Genomic DNA, 21739 nt, shown 5'->3' with positions numbered 1-21739 from the left:
GGGCGAGCGCTTGCCACACCCTCCGCCGTCATCGCCCGGCTCGACCGGGCGATCCAGTACGCCGCAGCTTCTCGATTCAATCACTGACGTCTCTGGAATACTGGATCCCCGCCTTCGCGGGGATGACGAGTGAGGATGATGCGGCGCTCTCGTAGAGCCGTCGCTACACCTTCACCGGCCCGAGCTCCTCAAAATGCCCGCGCTGCTGTAGCCAGGCCAGCAGGATCAGGCTCGGCACCGCGACGATCACCGAGATCACGAAGAAGAGCTGCCAGCCCGTCGTCTCCGCCACGAAGCCGGCGCCGGAGGACAGGTACGTGCGCCCGATCGCGGAAAGCGCGGTGAGCAGCGCATATTGGGTCGCGGTGTGCAGCGGATTCTGGCATAGCGCGGAGATGTACGCGACGAAGATCACCGTGCCGATCGCGCCGGTGAAATTCTCCGCCGTGATGGCGACGGCCAGCGCCCATTGATTGACGCCGACAAAGGCGAGCCAGGAGAACACCAGGTTGGACGCGGCCTGTAGGATGCCGCCGATCCACAGGCTCGCGGCCAGCGAATAGCGCCGCGCCACATAGCCGCCGGCAAAGCCGCCGACCAGCGTCGCCATCAGGCCAACGCCTTTCACGATCGCCGCATAATCGTTGCGGGTGAAACCGAGATCGATCACGAACGGCGCGGTCATGGTGCCGGAAAATGCGTCGGTGAACTTGTAGAGCACCACAAAGGCGAGGGCCGTGAGCGCATTCCTGCGGGTCAGGAATTCCGAGAAGGCGTGGACCGCGGCGTGCATCACGCGCGAGAAGGCGCTCTCCGAGCGGGTTGCCTGTTCCGCGCGAACCGATTGCTCGGGTTCGGTCGCCGCCAGCGCCGTCACCGTGCCGATCAGCACCAGCGCGGCCATCGCGACATAGCCCCACATCCACGCCGAGGTGCGCCCGATGCCGGTGGATTCGAAGGCCGTCACCAGGAACAATACGCCGGCGGTTGAGACCAGCATACCGATGCGATAGGCCGCGACATAGGCGGCCATGCCGGCGGCCTGCTCGTTCTCGGGCAAGCTCTCGATGCGGAACGCATCGACCACGATGTCCTGGGTCGAGGACATCGTTGCGACCAGCAGCGCGCCGAGCGCCACGAACAGCGGCGAGCGCGCCGGGTCGGTCAGCGCCAGCAGCAGGATCGCGGCGATCAGCAGCAGTTGCGAGAACACCAGCCAGCCGCGGCGGCGGCCGAAGGCGCGCGTGAACAACGGCACATGCAGCGCATCGACCAGCGGTGCCCAGATGAATTTCAACGTGTAGGGCGTGCCGACCAGCGCGAACAGCCCGATGGTGCCGAGATCGACCCCGGCCTCGCGCATCCACACCAGCAGCGTCGATCCCGACAGCGCCAGCGGCAGCCCGGACGAAAAGCCGAGCATCAGCACGATGAGCACGCGGGGCTGCAAGTACACGGCCCAGCCGTCGCGCCAGGAGGTGCGGGCAGGGGCGGCGGTTTCGACTGATGTATCCGGTGCGGTCATGGAGCGGTATTAGCAGATTCTGCCAGCCACAATAAAACTCGTCATCGCCCGGCCTTGACCGGGCGACCCAGTATTCCAGAGGCCTATCAGCTATCTCCGGGTAAAGATCAATCCAGTTAGGATTGTCCTTCTCAATGAGCGATATCTTCCACGATCGTGGCCATTTCTTGAGCCGCTTCTCACGTTGAATAGCCGGTTCGATCTGATCGAAGACCTCGAAGTACACCAGCCGGGTTATGTCGTGACGCTTGGTGAAGCTCTCGGCAATCTTGAGCTTATGCTCGCCGACACGGCGAATGAGATCGTTCGTGACGCCGATGTAGAGTGTGCCACCGATGCGGTTGGCGAGGACGTAGACGTAGAACTGGCGTGCCTTCATCTGCCGCCTCTGGAATACTGGGTCGCCCGGTCAAGCCGGGCGATGACGTGTGAATGCGTGGTGACCCAGTTCAATTCGTCGCAAGTTCACTCCCCCGCCTGTAGCTTGCGCGGCGGCAGCGGGAACAGCTCGGTCGCACCCTTCACCAGCCGTGGCGCTTCAACCGGCGGCTCTTTGGAAAAATCCAGTTCCTCGATGCGGCCGGCGCGCTTTTCGATCTTGTCGGCGGAGATCAGGATCTGGCGGACGTCCTCGTTGACGTCGCCAAAGTGCTTTTGCAGCTTCAGCACGCGATCGCGCAAGCGGCCGAGGTCGTCGCCGAGATGCATCACTTCGTTGCGGATCTGGTCGGCGGCGTCGCGGATGCGGGCGTCCTTGAGGATCTGCTGCATCACCTGGATCGCCAGCATCAAAAGCGAGGGGGACACCAGCACGACGCGGGCGCGATAGGCTTTCTGGATCACGTCGTCAAAGCCGTCGTGGATTTCGGCATAAACCGATTCCGACGGCACGAACATCAGCGCGGTATCCTGGGTCTCGCCGGTGATCAGGTATTTTTCCGCGATGTCGGCGACATGCTTCATGATGTCGGCACGCAGGCGCTGGGCGGCAATCCGCCGCGCCTCATCCGTGCGCGCATCGTGCAGCGCCGTCATCGCTTCCAGCGGAAATTTTGCGTCGATGCAGAGCGGGCGCTGATCCGGCAGGAACACCACGCAATCCGGCCGCTTTCCGGTCGAGAGCGTGAACTGGAATTCGTAACTGCCCTTCGGTATGCCGTCCTGGACGATGGCCTCCATCCGCGCCTGTCCGAACGCGCCGCGCGACTGCTTGTTGGCGAGCACGTCGCGCAGGGTCGTCACCTGCGAGGTCAGGTCGGTAAGGTTCTTGTGTGCGTTGTCGATGATGCCGAGCCGCTCATGCAGCACGCGGAGCGAGTCCATGGTGTTGCGCGTGGTCGCTTCCATCGACTGGCCGACGCGATGGGTCACCGAATCGAGCCGCTCGTTGACCGCGCGTGCCAGTTCGGCTTGCCGTCCGGCCAGCGCCTGGGCCATTTCTGCCTGGCGACCAGCGAGCGTCTGTGCCATTTCCGCCTGGCGGCCGCTCTGCTCGCTCTGCGCCAGCAAAATCTGGCTCAGCCGTTCTTCCAGTTCGTCGGCGCGGATCGCCTGCGCCATCGCGAGTTCCGCGCCGCGCCGGCCCGACCGCGCGATCACGACGGCCAGGATGAGCAACAGGACGAGGGCGAGGACGCCAAAGGCGATCAGCACGTCGACGATATGGACCGGCCAGTCGCCGATCAGGAAAAGAATCTCGTTCATGCCGTCCTGTGTATCCGATTCGCCGGCGGACGCGAACGAAGAGGGAACATTTATGGTTAACGAAAGGCTGATTTTTATGGTTAAGCCCGCCTTAAAAATCATGGTTAAGCGGGGGTTAACGCGCTCCCGATCGGATTGACCGTACCAAATCAACCGCTTAAATCGCCCGCAGATAGCTGGAAAAACATGGCCCTCAGAGAAATCATCATCCTGCCGGACAAGCAGTTGCGTCTGGTCTCAAAGCCGATCGAGAAGGTGACGGCGGACATCCGCAAGCTCGCCGACGATATGCTGGAGACCATGTACGACGCGCCCGGCATTGGCCTTGCCGCCATCCAGGTCGCACAGCCGCTGCGGCTGATCACCATGGATCTCGCCAAGAAGGACGAGAACGGCGAAACTACGCCCAGGCCGCGCGTGTTCATCAATCCGGAGATCATCGCGAAATCCGAGGAGATGTCGGTTTACGAAGAGGGCTGCCTGTCGATCCCGGAATATTACGAGGAGGTCGAGCGGCCGGCGCGCGTGCGCGTGCGTTTCACCGATCTCGACGGCAAGGTGCATGAAGAGGACGCCGAAGGCCTCTACGCCACCTGCATCCAGCACGAGATCGATCACCTCAACGGCGTGTTGTTCGTCGATTATCTGTCAAAGCTCAAGCGCGACCGCGTGCTGAAGAAGTTTCAGAAGGCCGCGAAGAGGGCCGCGGAGTAGGGTTCGCGCGTCTCTCTCCTCCGTCATGCCCGGGCTTGTCCCGGGCACCCACGTCTTGCTTTTCTTCCGCACCGCGCCAAAGACGTGGATGGCCGGGACAAGCCCGGCCATGACGAGTATGTAGAGACATCGCAAAACATCGGTTCTCAGTACATGTCCCTCCGCCTGATCTTCATGGGCACGCCCGATTTCGCGGTGCCGACGCTGCTGGAGCTTGTGGCCCACGGCCACGAGATCGCGGCCGTCTACACCCGCGCGCCCAAGCCGGGCGGCCGTCGCGGCCTCCAGTTGCAGCCGACGCCGGTGGAGCAGGAGGCGCGGCGGCTCAACATCCCCGTGCTGACGCCAACCACGCTGAAGACGCCGGAAGCGCTCGCAGAATTTGCCTCGCACGATGCCGATGCCGCCGTCGTCGTTGCTTACGGCATGATCCTGCCGCAGGCCATTCTCGATGCGCCAAAGCTCGGCTGCTTCAACCTGCACGCCTCGCTGCTGCCGCGCTGGCGCGGCGCCGCCCCCATCAACCGCGCGATCATGGCGGGCGATGCTGAAACCGGGGTGATGGTGATGAAGATGGATGTCGGGCTCGATACCGGCGATGTCGCGATGGCCGAGCGTCTTGCCATCACGGACCGGATGACCGCATCCGACCTGCATGACGCGCTGGCTCCGCTCGGGGCCGATCTGATGGTGCGTGCGATGGGCGCACTGGAGCGCGGCGCGTTGCAGCTTACGAAGCAGAGCGAAGCCGGCGTCACCTACGCGGCCAAGATCGAGAAGGCGGAAGCGCGGATCGACTGGAACAGGCCCGCGCGCGACGTGCTGCGGCACATCCACGGCCTGTCGCCGTTTCCCGGCGCGTGGTGCGAGATGCCAATCGATGGCGAACCGGCACGGGTGAAGATTTTGCGTTGTGAGCTGGCGACCGGCTCAGGCGTCCCCGGTGCGTTGCTGGACAAACGCCTCACCATCGCCTGCAACGACGGCGCGATCCGCATTCTCGAACTACAGCGCGCCGGCAAGGGGCCAATGAAGGCGGACGAATTTTTGCGCGGCACCCCGCTGAAACCGCAGCTGCGGCTAGCCTGATGCCCCGCTACAAGCTCACTATCGAATATGACGGCACGCCATTCTCCGGCTGGCAGATCCAGGAGAACGGCACGACCGTGCAGGGCGCGCTGGAAGCCGCTGTGAAGGCGATCTGCGGCGAGGACGTGCGCGTGCACGGCGCCGGCCGTACCGATGCCGGCGTGCATGCGTTGGGCCAGGTCGCGCATTGCGACATCGCAAAGCATTTCGTGCCCGGCCGCTTTCGCGACGGGCTGAACGCGCATCTGCGCCCGCACCCGATCGGCGTGCTGTCGGCGGATGTCGTGCCCGACGATTTCGAGGCGCGCTTCTCGGCCAGGAAGCGGCATTATCTCTATCGCATCACCAACCACCGCGCGAACCTCGCGCTCAACATCGGCCGCACCTGGCGCGTGCCGCGCGCGCTCGACGCGGAGGCCATGCACGCTGCCGCAAAACGCCTGCTCGGCAAGCACGATTTTACGACCTTTCGCGATACCGAGTGTCAGGCCAAATCGCCGGAAAAGACGCTCGACCAGCTCGATGTCACGCGCGAGGGCGACGAAGTGCGCATCGTCACCTCGGCGCGCTCGTTCCTGCACAGCCAGGTGCGCTCGATGGTGGGCTCGCTGGTGTGGGTCGGCGAAGGCCGCTGGAGCGCCGACGATCTCGCCGCAGCCCTCGCCGCCCGCAACCGCGCCGCCTGCGGCCCGGTAGCGCCGCCGGAGGGGCTGTATCTGGTGCGGGTGGATTATTAGCCACACACCCGTCGTCATGCCCCGCGAAGGCGGGGCATCCAGTACTCCGCGGCGACTGTGATCAATCGAGATATCACGGCGTACTGGATCGTCCGCCTTCGCGGACGATGACGGTGAGCTTGACGCACGGCCTCGGCATTCTCACACTCAAAGGATGCAGCCACGGCACTTCTACGTCTACATTCTCGCCAGCAGCGTAGGCGGAACGCTCTACATCGGCGTAACGAATGATCTCATTCGCCGTGTCGCCGAGCATCGCTTGAAGTTGGTCGAAGGCTTCACCGAGAAGTACGACGTGATCCGGCTCGTTTACTTCGAGCAGTTTGACGATGCCGAGAATGCGATCACGCGAGAGAAACGCCTCAAGAAATGGAATCGAGCCTGGAAAATTCGACTGATCGAAGAGAACAATCCAAATTGGGACGATCTGTATCCGGGCATAGCCGGCCCGCCGTAGTCGTCGTCATGCCCGCGAAGGCGGGCATCCAGTACTCCGCGGCAGTTGTGATTGACCGAGACGTCACGGAGTACTGGATCGTCCGCCTTCGCGGACGATGACGGCGGAGGGTGTGGCCCAACTACCCGAAATACCTGTCCAATATCCCGCGATACACCTTGGTCAGCTTCTCCAGATCGGCGACCGGCGTGCGCTCGTCGATCTGGTGCATGGTCTGGCCGACGAGGCCGAACTCGATCACCGGACAATAGCTCGCGATGAAACGCGCGTCCGAGGTGCCGCCGCTGGTGGAAAGCTCGGGCTTGCGGCCGGTGACCTCCTCGATCGCGGCCACCGCCAGATCGGTGAAGGCGCCCGGCTTGGTCACGAACACGTTCGAGTTCGACGGCTCCCACACGATCTTCGCCCTGATGCGGTTGCCGCAGGCTTTGGCCAGCCGCGCGTCGACGAGGTCGCGCAGGCTCTGCTGCGTGTGCAGGTCGTTGTAGCGGATATTGAACTTGGCGCGCGCCTGTCCCGGGATGACGTTGCTGGCGGTGTTGCCGACATCGACGGAGGTGAATTCCAGGTTGGACGCCTGGAATTGCGCGCTGCCATGGTCGAGCGGCTCCTCGCCCAGCGCCACGATCAGCCGCGAAATGTCCGGCACCGGATTGGAGGCGCGATGCGGGTAGGCGACATGGCCCTGCACACCCTCGACATGCAGCGTGCCGGACTGCGAACCGCGGCGGCCGACTTTTATGCAGTCTCCCAGCACCTCGACATTCGACGGTTCGCCGAGCACGCAATGGTCAAACTTTTCGCCGCGCGCGGCCACCCATTGCAAAAGCTTGATCGTGCCGTTGACAGAAATGTCTTCCTCGTCGCCGGTGATCAAAAACGAGATCGAACCCTTCGGTCTCCCGCCATTGTCAGTGAGATATTGCAGCACCGCGGCGACGCTACAGGCGATGCCGCCCTTCATGTCGACTGCGCCGCGGCCGTACAGCATGCCGTCCTTCACATCGCCGGAAAACGCGCCATGGCTCCAGGCGCTTTCGTCGCCGGCCGGCACCACGTCGGTATGGCCGGCAAAGGTGATGTGCGGCGCGGCCTCGCCGATCCGCGCATAGAGGTTGTCGATATCGGCAGTGCCGGGCTCGCCGAAGGTGACGCGATGGGTCTCGAACCCGTTCGCTTTTAGCAGGTCTTCGAGCACGCCGAGCGCGCCGGCGTCGGCGGGGGTGACGGAAGGGCAGCGGATGAGGGCTTGGGTAATGGAGAGGGCGTCGATCATGCCCCGGGCTTAACACGCCAAACCGGCGGCGGGCTAGCTTTGTGCGGTACCATTTCGATCTCGCTCTCTTGGTCCCAGGGCGGCGTCGCGCGCTGCCTGGCCTGCGCACTGCGCGCGCGCATCTGCTCCTTGCCCAGTGGATTCGGTCCAAAGCGATTGGTCCATTTGGTGCCGCGCAGGAACAGCAGTTCGACGAAGCCCCAGACGGACAGCGCGAAGGCAATCAGCGCCAGCGGCAGAACCCAGTAGGAGTCGGGCAGGTACTCTTCCAGCCGCCCGTAGAGGCTGGGGACGACAAAGAACAGGACCAGCCACCAGCCGCTCTTGTCGCGGTCGTGCAGGCGTTTCACCGACGTCGCCACGCACACCCACAGGAATAGCGGCATGGTGAGAACGTTCACAACGATTACGGCGATCTCGGACCGGGATTTCGCGCCAAGCGCCGCCGGGTCGAAGATCACGAGCAGATTTTCAATGCTGAAGCTGATGTTGACGGGCGAGCCGAAGAAATAGCCGAGCGGCAGGATCAACAGGAGCGCGAGGAACAGCATCCAGCACAGAACAATCAGTCCCGCCATCCAGTATCTGGCGCGGTTGATGCGGCCTTTGAAGCCGAACAGATATGACGTGCAGTCCATGGCAAGACAGCTCCGGCGGCATCGGCCGCCTCGCCGTTAGTCGGCTGCGGCACCAAGCCGGTTCACGTCAATCCCGCCCGCCGAAACCCTTCCAGGTAGTGGTCCCGGTCTTCCTCGCTCCGCCAGGGGAGTTGGGTCGCGATCCAGGCAAGCGAAATGTTCGGCTGCGTTCGGCGAAGTTCTGTGAGCGCCACCGCCGCCGTCTCCCCGTCGCCGGTCATTCCGGCCGACACGGCAAGGACGCGGTAGGCGCCGGTGAGATCGCCGCGATGGCGGATCGCCTCGCGCGCCAGTGCGATCGCCTCGTCATATTGCCGCGTCATGAAACGGGCATAGGCGGCAATGCCGTAGTAGATCGCAAGCGAAGGGTCGCGCGGGCTCAGACGAATGGCACGCTGCGCCGCTTCGAAGGAATCCTCGGTGCGTCCGGCGTAGGACAGCGCCAGCGCGTAATATCCCTGCACCAGGCAAAAATTGGGATTCATGCGCAGCGCAGTCTCGAATTCGGACAGCGCGTCGGCCAGCCGGCGCGTGGAGAAATAGACGCTGCCGAGCGCCGCATGCGACCAGGCGTCCTCGTGATCCAGTTGCACGGCCTGAGCCGCCGCGCGCTCGGCGATCGGAGCCGCCGTCGCCAGATCGGCCCAGCCGAGATGCACGCCGAACATGTGGCTTGCGGCCAGCACCGCGAGAGCCTGGCCATAATTCGGGTCGATCCCGATCGCTTTTTGCAGCAGCGCTTGCGCCACCACATGATCCTCGCGCGTCACGCGCCAGTAGTGCGAGAGCCCGCGCATCAAGAGATCCCAGGCATCGAGGCTCGCCGGCGGCTTGCGCCGGGCGCGGAAATTTTCCGCCGCATAGATTTGCGGCTCGATGGCGGCCACGATCGAATTGGTGATCTCGTCCTGCACGGCAAACACGTCGACGAGGTCGCGGTCGTAATGCTCGGCCCAGAGGTGACTGCCGGTCGTGGCATCGTTCAACTGCGCGGTGATCCGCACGCGGCCGCCGGCCTTGCGCACGCTGCCTTCGACCACATAGCGAACCCCGAGCTCTTCCGCGACCTGACGGATGTGAACACTCCGGCCCTTGTAGGTGAAGGACGAGTTGCGGGCGATCACCAGGAACCAGCGCACTTTCGAAAGCGCGGTCAGGATGTCCTCGCTGATTCCGTCGCAAAAATAGTCCTGGTCCGGATCGTCGCTCATGTTGTTGAACGCCATCACGGCGATGGCCGGCCGGTCGGAGGCGGCAGCCGCGCGCACCGGATCGGGCCTGACCGGTGCGGGCTGACCGGCGGGCGAGACCTCCTCGCATTCGGCGACAAACCGAAACCCCTTTCGCGGGATGGTGCGGATGGCTCTTTGCGTCTTGCCGTCGTCGCCGATGGCCGCGCGCGCGGCGTTGATCCGGCTGTTGAGCGCGGAGTCGGAAATCGCCCGGTTGCCCCACACCTTTCCGATCAGATCGTCCTTGCTGACGAGGCGGTCGCGCTGCTCCACCAGAAAAAGCAGCAAATCGAATACCTGAGGTTGCAGGGGAATACGAACACCGTCACGGGTCAGCTCGCGCAGCTCGCCGTCAAGTTCATGATTTTCAAAGCGAAATCGCAAGCGCGAACCCAACCTCCGCTTCTCAAGAAAAAATCAGCGATATCTCATGCAAAGGGCAACCATCCGCAAAAGTCTTAATTCGCTCAATACGGCATTTTGCAGCGGTGATTAGCCGAAGCCATCGGCCCAATGGAGCTGCCCATGACCCAAATACATACCATCGGCCCGGATGTTTCGGGCTCCCGCATATTCAAGGTCTTCGCCTTCCTGTACGGGATGGCATCATACCTCGTTTTCTTCGGCACCATTCTCTATGCCATCGGCTTTGTGATGGGCCTCGTCGTGCCGAAGACCATCGACACTGGCACCGATTCGTCCGTGGTCGAAGCCATCGTTATCAATCTACTTCTGCTGACGCTGTTCGCCGTACAACACAGCGTGATGGCGCGGCAGCGCTTCAAGGCCTGGTGGACGCAATACGTCCCCAAGCCGATCGAGCGCTCCACCTACGTGCTGCTGGCGAGCCTGTGCCTGTTGCTGTTGTTCTGGCAGTGGCGGCCGATGCCCGCCATCGTGTGGGAGATCACCGATCCGCACCTTGCGGTGACAGTCGCCATGATCTCGCTCGCCGGCTGGGTGCTGGTGTTCGTGAGCACGTTCATGATCAACCATTTCGAGTTGTTCGGGCTGTCGCAGGTCGTCCATCATCTCGCCGACAAGCCGGTGCCGGCGGCGCGCTTCTATACGCCGCTGCTCTACAAGTTTGTTCGCCACCCGCTCTATCTCGGGTTTATCATCGCCTTCTGGGCGGCGCCGGTCATGACCGTGGGCCACCTGATGTTTGCTGCCGTCACCACGATCTACATCCTGCTCGGCATCTATCTCGAGGAGAAGGATCTGATCGCGGCGTTCGGCGATCAGTATCGCGAGTACAGGCTGCGCGTCTCGATGCTCATTCCATGGCGTCCAACCTGGTGAGCAGGAACGAAAGGGAGTGTGACAGATGAATCATGTCGGTAACTGCTTTTGCGGAGCCGTGGAGATCGAGGTCAGCGGCGCGCCGGAAGGAATGGGTTATTGTCACTGCCGCTCGTGTCGCTCGTGGTCGGGCGGCCCGGTGAACGCCTTCAGCCTCTGGAAGCCGGAGGCGGTGCGCATCACCGCCGGCGAGGAATACGTCGCGACCTTCACCAAGACACCGCTCAGCAAGCGGAAATACTGCCGGAAGTGCGGCGGCCATTTGATGACCAGTCATCCGCCGATCAGCCTGATCGATGTCTTTGCCGCGACCATTCCGACGCTCGCCTTCGCACCGGCGGTTCACGTCAACTATGCCGAGACCGTCCTGCCGATGCGGGACGGTCTTCCGAAGCTGAAGGATTTTCCTGCGGAATTGGGCGGCAGCGGCGAGATGATGTCCGAATAGATCGGGACCTCACCTTCGTCATGGCCGGGCATAGCCGCCTGAAGGACGGCGTCGCTTCCGCTCGCCTATGTCCCGGCCATCCACGTCTTTCTTGCCGAGCGACCATCAAGACGTGGATGCCCGGCACAAGGCCGGGCATGACGGAAGGCAACAGGCGCGCCTCGTCGTCTACAGGAGTGTCTACTGCAAGCCTGCGCGGCGCAGGCCTTCGAGATAATGTTCGCGGTCTTCCGCCTGCTTCATCGGCAGCTCGCGGGCGATCCAGGCCAGCGAAATATTCGGCTGCACCTGTTGCAGGCCTTGCAACGCGATGGCGGCAAGTTCGCGGTCGCCGGACATGCCGGCGGCTGCGGTCAGCACGCGATGGGCGCCGACAAAATCGCTCCGCTGCCTGAGCGATTCGCGCGCAAACTGGATGGCTTCGTCGTACCGCCGTGCGGCGAACTGGATGTAGGCGCCAACCCCTGAATAGATTCCCGCCAGCGGGTCGCGCGGACTGAGCCGCAATGCGCGGCGGATCGCAACGTCGCCTTCCCGGTAGTGTCCGGCATAGCACAGCGTCACGGCATAAAAGGCTTGCGATAGAGCGAAATTGGGGTTGAGGCGCAGCGCCAATTCGAACTCGGCGATCGAGTCGTCGAATCGCCGCGCAAACAAATAGGAATAGCCGAGGCCAAGATGAGCCCAGGCATCTTCACTGTCGGCCTCGACGGCGGCGTGCGCCTCGCGCGTGGCATCCGCCATGACGCCGGCCATATTGGCCCAGCCCATATGGGCGCCGAAGATCCGGCTAGTCGCCAGCAAGCCGAGCGCCTTGCCGTAATGCGGATCGATCTCGATCGCCTTTTCCAGCAGCGCCTGCGCCACCGTGTTGTCCTGCCGCGTCACGCGCCAGTAGTGCGACAGCGCGCGCATCACGAGATCCCAGGCATCGAGGCTGCCCGGCGGCTTCTGCTGTGCGCGAAAACTCTCGGCGGCATAAAGATGCGGCTCGATCGCGGCAACGATCGCCTCGGTGATCTCATCCTGCACGGCGAACACATCGGCGATGTCGCGGTCGTACCGTTCCGCCCACAGATGGCTCCCGGTGGAGACATCATTGAGCTGCGCGGAGATGCGCACCCGCTCGCCGCTGCGGCGAACGCTGCCTTCGACCACATAGCGGACGCCGAGCTCGCGCGCCATTTCGTTGATGTGCACGCAGCGGCCCTTGTAGGCAAACGAGGAATTGCGCGCGATCACGAAGAACCAGCGCAGCTTCGACAGCGCAGCGATGATGTCCTCGCTGATCCCGTCGGAAAAATACTCCTGGGCGCGGTCGCCGCTCATGTTCATGAAGGGCAGCACGGCAATGGCGGGACGGTCGCCGAGCGGCACCATCGGCGCCGGCGTCTCGTCGCGACGCGGCATCGCCGGCTCGGCCGGCGTCGCGCCTCGTGCTCCGGTTTGCACGGTTCCGACGAACCGGAATCCCTTTCGCGCCACCGTACGAATCATCGCCTGCGCGCTGCCGCTGTCGCCGACCGCCTTGCGGGCGGCGTTGATCCGGCTGGTCAGGGTCGACTCTGCGACATGTCGTCCCTTCCAGATTTTTTCGATCAATTCTTCCTTGCTGACGACGCGATCGCGGTTCTCCATGAGATGGACAACCAGATCGAACACCTGCGGCTCGAGCGAGACCGGCATATTCTCCCGGCTCAGCTCCCGCGTGTCAGTATCAAGTATCTGATTCGAAAAGAAAAACTTCATCCCTCACGCGACCCTAAAGAGATTCTGAAGAAAATCTAAAGCTGGCCTGAAGGCAGGCCATTTCATCCGTCGATTAGTTGAGTCTGTGCAGCTCGCCGATGGTTCACCGCGCCGCAAACCGGCACTGTCCGATTCCGGACACCGAATATTTCCTCTGGGAGAAAGTCCGACAGTGACATGACGCACGGTGATGCTTGCCGCTAATGGCAGCCATCATCGCTGTTGAATGTGGCCGAACTGAAGGTCGACCTGGCGTGCGAAAGTCACGATTGAGTGCGCGCTTCGCGAGCGCTCGTGCTCTGCACCAGGAACGCCGGCACGCCATGCGTGACCGGACCTGTGGCGATAGGAGCGCCGTTGGCCGCTCGCGACAGCGGGTCAGCGCCGAACCGGTTGCGCCCTTCGGTGCCTGGCATGAAGTACAGTTCGATCAGGGCCCAGGCCGACAGCAGGCAAACGGGTACTGTCAGGAGTGCGATCAGGGTTGGCGTTGCGATCGAGATGTTGAGACTGGCGCAAATCAGGATGGTGTGGAGATAAAGATACGGCACGCCGCACAGCGGGATGGCCCACCAGCCGCTCTTGTTGCGGTCGTGAAGCCGCTTGACCCAGCTCGCGGCGGCGACCCACAGCGGCGCGATGTTGATCGGAAGCGTGGCGACGAGGGTGAATATCGCCGTCTTCCAGAGCGAGTGGCTGCCTTCGAATTCGAACGAAAATGGAATCGGCAAGATGGCTTTGGCGATCGGATTCGTCGTCAGGCCGAAGACGTCGCTGAGGACGACACCCGCTACCGCCCAGTAGAAATGCCAGCCAAAGGTGATCAGCACCACAAGCAGGAATTTGGCGCGGTTGAAGCGGCCGTCAAAGCTGAAGAGATGGCGGATCCAGTCCATGACAAACTCCGGGGCGGACCCGGTTTTGTCGCGCCGGGGCGTCCCGGGGTTCGATCGGAGCCTTCATCCTTCGAGACGCGGCCAAGCGGCCGCTCCTCAGGATGAGGGTCTTAGGCCTGGTCGTCATTGCGAGGAGCAAAGCGACGAAGCAATCCAGCTTTCTTCTCGCGGCAAAGCTGGATTGCGTCGCTGTCGCTCGCAATGACGAAGACCCTCATGGTGAGGAGCGCGGCAACGCCGCGCGTCTCGAACCACGAGGCCCCGTCAGTCGCGCAGCAGCTCGTTGATGCTGGTCTTGGCGCGGGTGCGTTCGTCGACGCGCTTGACGATGACGGCGCAGGCGGTGGCAGGGCCGGGCTGGCCGTTCTTCATCGGCTTGGGCGGCAGCGTGCCGGGCACCACGACCGCATATTCCGGCACCTCGCCGACAAAGGTCTCGCCGGTCTCGCGGTCGACGATCTTGGTGGAAGCGCCCAAAAACACGCCCATCGCCAGCACCGCGCCCTTGCGCACGATTACGCCTTCGGCGACTTCGCTGCGCGCACCGATGAAGCAATCGTCCTCGACGATCACTGGCTCTGCCTGGAGCGGCTCCAGCACGCCGCCGATGCCGACGCCGCCGGAAATGTGCACGCGCTTGCCGATCTGGGCGCAGGAGCCGACGGTCGACCAGGTGTCGATCATGGTGGCTTCATCGACATAGGCGCCGAGATTGACGAAGGAGGGCATCAGCACGACGTTGCGGGCGATGAAGGCGGAGCGGCGGACAATTGCGCCCGGCACGGCGCGAAAACCGGCGTCGCGGAAACGGTTCTCGCCCCAGCCGTCGAATTTCGACGGCACCTTGTCCCACCACGAGGCCTTGCCGGGACCGCCGGCGATCTGGCCCATATCGTTGAGGCGGAACGACAGCAGCACCGCCTTCTTCAGCCACTGATTGACCTTCCACTTGCCGCTGGTCTCGCGCTCGGCGACGCGCGCCTCGCCCTTGTCGAGCAGTTCGAGCGCGTGATCCACGGCATCGCGCACCTCGCCTTTGGTCGCGGTCGAGATGCCGTCGCGGGCATCGAACGCGGAGTTGACGGTGGTTTCGAGGGCGGCGAGGGACATGGGGTTTCCTTGCAGGCTTCTTTTGACGGCGCTTTTTCGGGAAATGGGCGCAAGGAGTCAAGGCCGGGATGACAGTTACAGCAGCCGCTGCAAGAACCCGGTCAGATCATCCGTGACGTGATCGACATGCGCGGCATCACGCCCTTCCAGCTCCCAATCCTCGCGCACCACTTCCTTCGTGCCATCAGGCACCACCAGCACGGTGGTCATGCCGAGCTGGTGCGGCACCACGAGGTTGCGGGCGAGGTCCTCAAACATCGCCGCGCGCGACGGGTCGACGCCGTGCAGGGTGAGGAATTTCTGATAGGTCTGCGGCGCCGGCTTCGGCTCGAGCTCGGCGGCGATGATGTCGAACACCGCCTCGAAATGATCGGCAAAACCAAGCCGTGCCAGCACGGCGCCGGCGTGGTCGGTCGAGCCGTTGGTCAGGATCAGCTTGCGGCCCGGAAGTTTTGCGATCGCCGTGCCCATCGCCGGATTGGGCTCCAGCGGCGAATGATCGATCTTGTGCACGTAGGCGAGATATTCGTCGGCGCTGATGCCGTGCTCGGTCATCATCCCGCGCATGCTGGTGCCGTAGCGCAGGTAATAATCCTTCTGGATGCGCCGCGCCTCTTCCGGCGAGACCTTCAGGAAGCTGCCGATATATTCCCCGATCCGCGCATCGACCTGCTGCCACAGATTGACGTGATGCGGATACAGCGTGTTGTCGAGGTCGAACACCCAGGTGTCGATATGCGTGAAGGGGCGGGGGGAATTCATTGTATTCCCCCAGCTGTCATCGCCCGGCTTGACCGGGCGATCCAGTACGCCGCGGCCTCTCGGCTCAACAACGAACGTCTCTGGAATACTGGATCACCCGCCTGCGCGGGTGACGACAGTTGTGGGTGTGGCTCGAACCTCATCACGGCATCGCAAATCGGAGCGTCTTGCCGCCGCTGGACATGTCGACCGGCGCAAAACCGATGGCGGCAAGGCCGCGCGTGGAGCAATCGCCCTGTTCGTTGACCTCGAATTTGCTCTCGCGCGTGCAGAGCGGCGTCGCGCCGCCCCAGTTCAGCGGCTTCTCCTTGACCTTGATCGCGCGGTTCTCGGCGTCGACGGCTTCGGCAAAGCTGAAAATCTGCTTCGGCTGGCCGGTCACGTCAGGATGCAGGCATTTGCCGGGATCGATGCGGTACCAGCCGCGGCTGGTCACGGTCTTGCCGTCGTCGGTCGCCACCGCCGCCATGATCCTGTGCGGGGTGTCGTTGCACCAGGTCAGTCCGGTGGCGGACGGTTTTTGCACGGCATCGATCATGGTGGTGAAGAAATTTTGCGATTGCACCGCATCGGCGCTCAGCCCGCGGCTTTTCAGGAAGGCATTGAGCGCGGCCTGCGTTTTCGGCCCGTCGACGCCATCGATCGGCGAGGCATCGTAGCCGGCTATGACGAGCAGCCGCTGGATGCCGGCCAGCCGCGCCTGCTCGTCGTCATATTCGGAATCCTCGGCGAGGTACGCGACGAGGTTGCCGTCATCAGTCTGCGTCGGGGTGATCTGGGTGAACGGCGCCGGCGTCTGGTTGCCGCGACACTGGCGCGCTGCCGCGATCACAAAATTCTCCGGTGCGATGCACAGCGTGTCGCCGCCGCCTTGCGGGATCGGCGAGGAGCCGTAGAGGCCGAGCGCGCGGGCATGCAGCAGGATGCGGTCGGCGGTCAGTGTGCCCTGCGCCACCACGCGGCAGGTGGCGGGATCGATCCGGAACCAGCCGCGCGTGGCGGTCGCCGCCTTGTCGTCGATGCCGATCGCGGCCTCGACCACGTAGCTCATGCGGTTGCAAAGCTTCAGGTCGGCAAAGGCCGGCGCAGAGGAAACCAGAAACGAAATCGCTGCCGCCGGCAGCGACAATACCGTGCGCCGCGCATACCGGCGCATGCGCGCACGGAATCTGCGCCTTATCCTGGGAGTCGGGTATTGCGCGCGTATCACCTGTCGATCAGCGTCACTTGTGGATCAGCGTACCGGTGCCCTGATTCGTGAACAGCTCCAACAATACCGCATGCTGCATCTTGCCGTCGATGATGACGACGCCCTGCACGCCCTGCTCCAGCGCATAAATGCAGGTCTCGACCTTCGGGATCATGCCGCCCGAAATGGTGCCGTCGGCGATCAGTTTTCGGGCGTCCTTCACCGACAATTCCGGAATCAGCTTCTTCGACTTGTCGAGCACGCCGGGCACGTCGGTGAGCAGCAGCAGGCGTTTGGCCTTCAGCGCGCCGGCCACCGCGCCGGCAAAGGTGTCGGCGTTGACGTTGAGCGTCTGGCCGTCGGCGGAAGTCGCCAGCGGCGCCAGCACCGGGATCAGCTCATAGCCGATCAACTGGTTGAGCAGCGTGAGGTCGACCTTGTCGGGGTCGCCGACGAAGCCGAGGTCGATCGCCTTCTCGATGTTGGAATCCGGATCGACCATGGTGCGCGTCGTCTTCGACGCCTTCACCATGTTGCCGTCCTTGCCGGACAAGCCCACGGCCTTGCCGCCGGCTTCGTTGATGTAGCCGACCAGCTGCTTGTTCACCGAGCCCGCCAGCACCATCTCGACGATCTCTATTGTTGCGGCGTCGGTGATGCGAAGGCCCGCGGCGAATTCCGAGACGATGCCGAGGCGCTTGAGCATGGTCGCGATCTGCGGCCCGCCGCCGTGCACCACGACCGGATTGATCGCGGTCTGCTCCAAGAGCACGATGTCGCGCGCAAAAGCCTTTGCGGTTTCTTCTGCGCCCATGGCATGGCCGCCATATTTGATGACGATGGTTTCCTCGTCATATTGCTGCATATGCGGCAGCGCCTCGGACAGGATGCGGGCCTGATCGAGCGGGCTGATGTGATCGGTCATGAAGCGGTCTCGCAAAGGAAAGGTCGGGCCGGTTTCTATCCGATTGCCGGGCAGGGCGCAAAGTTCTTCCCCTCTCCCCTTGTGAGAGAGGGTGCCTTCGCGCAGCGAAGGCGGGTGAGGGGTTGTCTCCGCAACGGCAGTGCTCGGGGCTGGCAACCCCTCATCCGTCGCGGACTGCGTCCGCGCCACCTTCTCCCACAAGGGGAGAAGGAAGATTCACTGCCTCGGCCAGGCTGCCGCGACCGCCAGCAGCAGCCAGCTCACAATCATCAGCGTGCCGCCCGTCGGCGCTGCCATCGGAAACAGCCCATGGCCGGCATATTGCCGCAAGGCCAGATCGCCCGCGAACAGTGACGCTGCGATGACAAAGCCGAACGCCGCGGCAAGGCCGATGCGCGCATTGATCATGGCGCGCTCGGCCAGCGCCACCGCCGCGAGCACCGCGCTGGCATGAAACAGCAGCATCGATGAAGCGGAAGCAAGCCGACTGGCATCCGCCTGATGCGCGGATGCCGCGGCGAGGATGACGCCGTCGGCGCCCATGATCGCAGCGAGCACGATGAGAATGCGAAAGGCAGGTGTCATTTGCCGCGCTCCTCCAGCAGCCGCACCATCGCCGCGCGCAATTCCGGCATGCCGCCGCCGCTGCGCGAGGAGGTCACCAGCACCTCCGGAAACGCCGCCGGATGCTTTGCCAGCGCCTCCTTCGTCTCCGCGATGCGCGTGTTGAGCTCGGACGCCTTCACCTGATCGGCCTTGGTCAGCACGACCTGATAGCTCACCGCCGACTTATCAAGCGTCTTCAGCACGTCCTGATCGACGTCCTTCAATCCGTGGCGGGCGTCGATCAGCACGTAGACGCGCGCCAGACTTGCGCGACCCTGAAGGAATTTATGGATCAGCGCCGTCCATGAGGCGACCTGCGTCTTTGGCGCGGAGGCGTAGCCATAGCCGGGCATGTCGACGAGGCGCAGCCCGTCCTTGTCTGGTCCTTCGAAAAAGATCAGCTCCTGGGTGCGGCCGGGCGTGTGCGAGGTGCGTGCGAGGCCGTTACGGCCGGTCAGTGCGTTGATCAGGCTGGATTTGCCGACATTGGAGCGGCCGGCGAAGGCGACCTCGAGGCCCGCCATCGGCGGCAGCGTCTCGATCGAGGGCGAAGCCCAGATGAAATGCCAGTCGCCGGCAAACAGTTTTCGGCCCGCCTCGATCAGCCTCGCATCAGGTTCGGTGGTCATGTGCGAGGGCATCCGTGAGCGAGCGACGGTGGCTCTCCCGTCATTGCGAGGAGCGAAGCGACGAAGCAATCCAGCTTTCTTATTGCGGCAAAGCTGGATTGCTTCGCTTCGCTCGCAATGACGAGCGCTGGTGCGAGAGGCTTTAAGTCTTCGATTCCGCCTTCTCGGCCCTCTTCGGCAGGAATGTCGACTTGATGTTGTCCAGCAGTTCCACCTTCACGCCGTTCTTGCGCATGATGTAGCTCTGCTGCGCCACCGAGAGCAGGTTGTTCCAGGCCCAGTAGATCACGAGGCCCGCCGGGAAGCCGGCCAGCATGAAGGTGAAGATCAGCGGCATCCAGTCGAAGATCATCTTCTGCGTCGGATCCGGCGGCGTCGGATTGAGCTTCATCTGGAACCACATCGTGATGCCCATGATGATCGGCCAGACGCCCAGCATGAGGTACGCGCCGATGCCGTGGCCGAGCACGGCGATTGGATCGAACGGGATCAGCCCGAACAGGTTGAAGATCGTGGTCGGATCGGGCGCCGAGAGGTCCTTGATCCAGCCGATAAACGGCGCGTGCCGCATCTCGATGGTGACGAACAGCACCTTGTAGAGCGAGAAGAACACCGGGATCTGCAACAGCACGGGAAGACAACCGGCGATCGGGTTGATCTTCTCCTTCTTGTAGATTTCCATCATCTCCTGCTGCTGCTTCACCTTGTCGTCGGGATAGCGCTCCTTCAGCGCGGTGAGCTGCGGCTGCACCGCCTTCATCTTCGCCATCGAGGCGTAGGACTTGTTGGCGAGCGGGAAGAACAGCAGCTTGATGATGAGAGTGACGATCAGGATCGAGTAGCCGAAATTGCCGACCAGGTGATAGAAATAGTCGAGCGCCAGGAACATCGGCTTGGTGATGAAGTAGAACCAGCCCCAGTCGATGAGAAGATCGAAGTGGTTCAGCCCAAGCTGCTTGTTGTAGCCGCCGAGACCGACCAGCGGAAAATTGATGCCGACCACGCCGGCTTCCTTGGCGCCGGCGAACAGCCGCGCATTGTAGGAGACGCTGCCGCCGATCGGAACGGTCTGTGCTTCGCCGAGATAATCGGTCTGGTAGGTCCTGATCTTGCCGACCTGGTTGGACGAGAAGCGGGCCTGTAGCTTGGCGGTGGTGTCCGGCAGCAGGGCCGAGGCCCAGTACTTGTCGGTGATGCCCATCCACGCATTGGTGACGTTGAAGTTCACCTGCTTGGCTTCGTCGATCGACTTGTAGGAATATTCCTGCAAGCCCTTCTCGCCGAGATAGCCGATCAGGCCTTCATGCAGGATGTAGTAGCCGGAAACCTCCGGCGCGCCGTGGCGCGAGATCAGCGCGAACGGATAGAGCGATGCCGGCGTGTTGCCGATATTGCTGACATCGTCCTTGATGGTGAAGAGGTAGCGGTCGTCGATCGAGATGGTGCGCTTGAAGACGAGGCCTTCGCCATTGTCGTATTTCAGCGTCACCGGGCTCGACGGCGTCAGCGCGCCGGAGCCTTCCTGCTGCCACATCGTGTTCTGGTCGGGCATCCTTATCGTCGAGCCGGTCGCCGGCACCCAGCCGAATTCGGCGTAATAGGGGTGCGCGGTCTGCGAGGGCGAGAACAGGATGATGGGGGGAGATTTCGGGTCAACGGTTTCGCGGAACTGGGTGAGTGCGACGTCGTCGATGCGCGCGCCCTTCAGCGAGATGCTGCCGGTGATGCGCGGGCTCTCGACCTTGATGCGCGGGCTCGCTTCCAGCGCGGCGTTGCGGCTGATGATGGGACCCTGGGCGGTCGGCGGGGTGGCGGTCGACGGCGTGCCGCCGGCGGAGGGCGCCGCGCCCGGCTGCGGCGCGGTGCTGCCGGGCGTCGCCTGAGGCGAAGGTTTGGCGAGCTCGGCCTGCTTCTGGGCTTCCTGCCGCTGCTTCTCCATCTGCGGCACGTTGTAGAAATATTGCCAGGCGATCAGCACGAGGCCGGACAGGATGACGGCGATGATGGTGTTGCGGTTGTCGGTCATCTCTTTACGGTCTCGTTGTCAGGGTTCTTCCGCGCCGTCGGATTCTTTCTTGACGCGTTTTCTTTACGCGAGCCGGCGCCCGCTTCGCTCGTAAACGCCTTGGCCCGGTCGAGCCGGGCGAGCGCGGAGCGAAGGTCTTCCAGCATGGCGGCGAAATCACGGGTCAGCGCGTCCCGGCGGCCGACTAGCACATAATCATGGTGCGGTCGCATGGGTATGACGTCACCCTGCCGCACCAGGGCGCGCAGGCGGCGGCGGATGCGGTTGCGCTCGGTGGCGGTTCCGTTCTTCTTGGTGACGGTGAACCCGACCCGGGCAGGGCCAAAATCGTCACGGCGCCGGCTTTGCAGGGTGAACGCGCTGGTGTTCGCCCGCGCACCATTGGCAACGGCGATAAAGTCCGCCCGCTGCCTCAGCCGATCCATGAGGTGTGTCCTAAGAGGGCAGTCCGGCTCAGGCGCTCAGACGCTTGCGGCCCCGCGCGCGGCGCGCGGCCAGCACCTTGCGGCCGCCGGCGGTGGCCAGGCGGGCGCGGAAGCCGTGGCGGCGCTTGCGCACCAGTTTGCTGGGTTGATAAGTCCGCTTCACGGGTCGTACTCCGCTGAGAAGGCAATCTGCCGCTGAATTGAGATGAAGTCCGGTGATGCTGGCCACCCAAACGGGCCGGTTCCGGCCCCAAATGAGCCGCCCCCGGTCAAACCGGGCCATCGCGGACAATTGGCGCG

Annotated in this window: 22 protein-coding genes and 1 pseudogene; 6 read left to right on the top strand and 17 right to left on the bottom strand. The window is 63.4% G+C overall.

The window, feature by feature from the left end:
* Nucleotides 1–163: 163 nt before the first annotated feature.
* The 3 genes and pseudogenes from JQ628_RS31865 to JQ628_RS31855 form a co-directional block, all read right to left on the bottom strand.
* Complete coding sequence (locus JQ628_RS31865) at nt 164–1525, bottom strand: AmpG family muropeptide MFS transporter (RefSeq protein ID WP_212229861.1); 1362 nt, start codon at nt 1523–1525, stop codon at nt 164–166.
* A 79-nt stretch (nt 1526–1604) separates the two neighbouring features.
* Nucleotides 1605–1904 (bottom strand): annotated as a pseudogene (locus JQ628_RS31860) (GIY-YIG nuclease family protein); the annotation flags it as partial.
* Nucleotides 1905–1990: 86 nt separating this feature from the next.
* A complete protein-coding gene (locus JQ628_RS31855; protein ID WP_212229859.1) occupies nt 1991–3229 on the bottom strand; it encodes a DNA recombination protein RmuC in 1239 nt (412 codons plus the stop codon).
* A 186-nt stretch (nt 3230–3415) separates the two neighbouring features.
* Between JQ628_RS31855 and def the strand changes: the two genes are divergently transcribed.
* The 4 genes from def (at nt 3416) to JQ628_RS31835 (ending at nt 6226) form a co-directional block, all read left to right on the top strand.
* A complete protein-coding gene (gene def, locus JQ628_RS31850) occupies nt 3416–3943 on the top strand; it encodes a peptide deformylase (protein WP_212229857.1) in 528 nt (175 codons plus the stop codon).
* Nucleotides 3944–4096: 153 nt separating this feature from the next.
* A complete protein-coding gene (gene fmt, locus JQ628_RS31845) occupies nt 4097–5032 on the top strand; it encodes a methionyl-tRNA formyltransferase (RefSeq protein ID WP_212229855.1) in 936 nt (311 codons plus the stop codon).
* Nucleotides 5032–5769 carry a tRNA pseudouridine(38-40) synthase TruA gene (gene truA / locus JQ628_RS31840; RefSeq protein ID WP_212229853.1) on the top strand — a complete coding sequence of 246 codons (738 nt, stop codon included), beginning with the start codon at nt 5032–5034 and terminating at the stop codon, nt 5767–5769. The genes fmt and truA overlap by 1 nt, the downstream gene beginning before the upstream one ends.
* A 154-nt stretch (nt 5770–5923) precedes the next feature.
* Nucleotides 5924–6226, top strand: coding sequence for a GIY-YIG nuclease family protein (locus JQ628_RS31835; protein ID WP_212229827.1), 303 nt, complete (start codon nt 5924–5926; stop codon nt 6224–6226).
* A gap of 121 nt (nt 6227–6347) precedes the next feature.
* On the opposite strand, the gene dapE is transcribed toward JQ628_RS31835, so the two are convergent.
* From dapE to JQ628_RS31820, 3 genes are all read right to left on the bottom strand, one after another.
* The gene (gene dapE / locus JQ628_RS31830; protein ID WP_212229825.1) at nt 6348–7502 is read right to left on the bottom strand and encodes a succinyl-diaminopimelate desuccinylase; all 1155 of its coding nucleotides are present in this window, start codon (nt 7500–7502) and stop codon (nt 6348–6350) included.
* Nucleotides 7499–8140 (bottom strand): DUF805 domain-containing protein, encoded by a 642-nt coding sequence (locus JQ628_RS31825; protein WP_283815858.1) that lies wholly within the window; start codon nt 8138–8140, stop codon nt 7499–7501. The genes dapE and JQ628_RS31825 overlap by 4 nt, the downstream gene beginning before the upstream one ends.
* A gap of 62 nt (nt 8141–8202) precedes the next feature.
* Complete coding sequence (locus tag JQ628_RS31820) at nt 8203–9756, bottom strand: winged helix-turn-helix domain-containing tetratricopeptide repeat protein (RefSeq protein WP_212229815.1); 1554 nt, start codon at nt 9754–9756, stop codon at nt 8203–8205.
* Nucleotides 9757–9897: 141 nt separating this feature from the next.
* Between JQ628_RS31820 and mddA the strand changes: the two genes are divergently transcribed.
* Both mddA and JQ628_RS31810 read left to right on the top strand, forming a co-directional pair.
* Nucleotides 9898–10674: a methanethiol S-methyltransferase gene (gene mddA, locus JQ628_RS31815; protein WP_212229813.1), complete on the top strand. Its 777-nt coding sequence runs from the start codon at nt 9898–9900 to the stop codon at nt 10672–10674.
* 25 nt (nt 10675–10699) lie between these two features.
* Nucleotides 10700–11122 (top strand): GFA family protein, encoded by a 423-nt coding sequence (locus JQ628_RS31810; RefSeq protein WP_212229811.1) that lies wholly within the window; start codon nt 10700–10702, stop codon nt 11120–11122.
* Nucleotides 11123–11302: 180 nt separating this feature from the next.
* Here JQ628_RS31810 and JQ628_RS31805 read toward each other — a convergent pair whose 3' ends face one another.
* The 11 genes from JQ628_RS31805 to rpmH all read right to left on the bottom strand — a co-directional run bounded on the left by JQ628_RS31805 (nt 11303) and on the right by rpmH (nt 21602).
* Nucleotides 11303–12871 (bottom strand): winged helix-turn-helix domain-containing tetratricopeptide repeat protein, encoded by a 1569-nt coding sequence (locus JQ628_RS31805; RefSeq protein ID WP_212229809.1) that lies wholly within the window; start codon nt 12869–12871, stop codon nt 11303–11305.
* 263 nt (nt 12872–13134) lie between these two features.
* A complete protein-coding gene (locus JQ628_RS31800; RefSeq protein ID WP_212229802.1) occupies nt 13135–13767 on the bottom strand; it encodes a DUF805 domain-containing protein in 633 nt (210 codons plus the stop codon).
* Between the two features lie 264 nt (nt 13768–14031).
* Nucleotides 14032–14877, bottom strand: a complete 846-nt coding sequence (gene dapD, locus JQ628_RS31795; RefSeq protein WP_212229799.1) for a 2,3,4,5-tetrahydropyridine-2,6-dicarboxylate N-succinyltransferase — start codon at nt 14875–14877, stop codon at nt 14032–14034.
* Nucleotides 14878–14952: 75 nt separating this feature from the next.
* Nucleotides 14953–15639 (bottom strand): pyrimidine 5'-nucleotidase, encoded by a 687-nt coding sequence (locus JQ628_RS31790; protein WP_212229798.1) that lies wholly within the window; start codon nt 15637–15639, stop codon nt 14953–14955.
* Between the two features lie 142 nt (nt 15640–15781).
* Nucleotides 15782–16795, bottom strand: coding sequence for a DUF1036 domain-containing protein (locus tag JQ628_RS31785; protein ID WP_212229796.1), 1014 nt, complete (start codon nt 16793–16795; stop codon nt 15782–15784).
* Nucleotides 16796–16862: 67 nt separating this feature from the next.
* Nucleotides 16863–17753, bottom strand: coding sequence for an acetylglutamate kinase (gene argB / locus JQ628_RS31780; protein ID WP_212229794.1), 891 nt, complete (start codon nt 17751–17753; stop codon nt 16863–16865).
* A gap of 216 nt (nt 17754–17969) precedes the next feature.
* Nucleotides 17970–18338: a DUF423 domain-containing protein gene (locus tag JQ628_RS31775; RefSeq protein ID WP_212229792.1), complete on the bottom strand. Its 369-nt coding sequence runs from the start codon at nt 18336–18338 to the stop codon at nt 17970–17972.
* Entirely contained in the window at nt 18335–18988 is a 654-nt protein-coding gene (yihA, locus tag JQ628_RS31770; protein WP_212229790.1) for a ribosome biogenesis GTP-binding protein YihA/YsxC, read from the bottom strand. Before yihA ends, JQ628_RS31775 begins: the two co-directional genes overlap by 4 nt.
* A 142-nt stretch (nt 18989–19130) precedes the next feature.
* Complete coding sequence (gene yidC / locus JQ628_RS31765) at nt 19131–21014, bottom strand: membrane protein insertase YidC (RefSeq protein ID WP_212229788.1); 1884 nt, start codon at nt 21012–21014, stop codon at nt 19131–19133.
* Nucleotides 21011–21439, bottom strand: coding sequence for a ribonuclease P protein component (gene rnpA / locus JQ628_RS31760; RefSeq protein ID WP_212229786.1), 429 nt, complete (start codon nt 21437–21439; stop codon nt 21011–21013). The genes yidC and rnpA overlap by 4 nt, the downstream gene beginning before the upstream one ends.
* 28 nt (nt 21440–21467) lie before the next feature.
* On the bottom strand, nt 21468–21602 hold the full coding sequence (gene rpmH, locus JQ628_RS31755) for a 50S ribosomal protein L34 (protein ID WP_008542748.1): 135 nt from the start codon (nt 21600–21602) through the stop codon (nt 21468–21470).
* Nucleotides 21603–21739 lie beyond the last annotated feature (137 nt).

The organism is Bradyrhizobium lablabi, from assembly GCF_018129385.1.
GTDB classification, from domain to species: Bacteria; Pseudomonadota; Alphaproteobacteria; order Rhizobiales; family Xanthobacteraceae; genus Bradyrhizobium; species Bradyrhizobium lablabi_C.
Note: the sequence above shows the minus strand (reverse complement) of the source record. Positions and strands in the feature narration are given on the sequence as shown.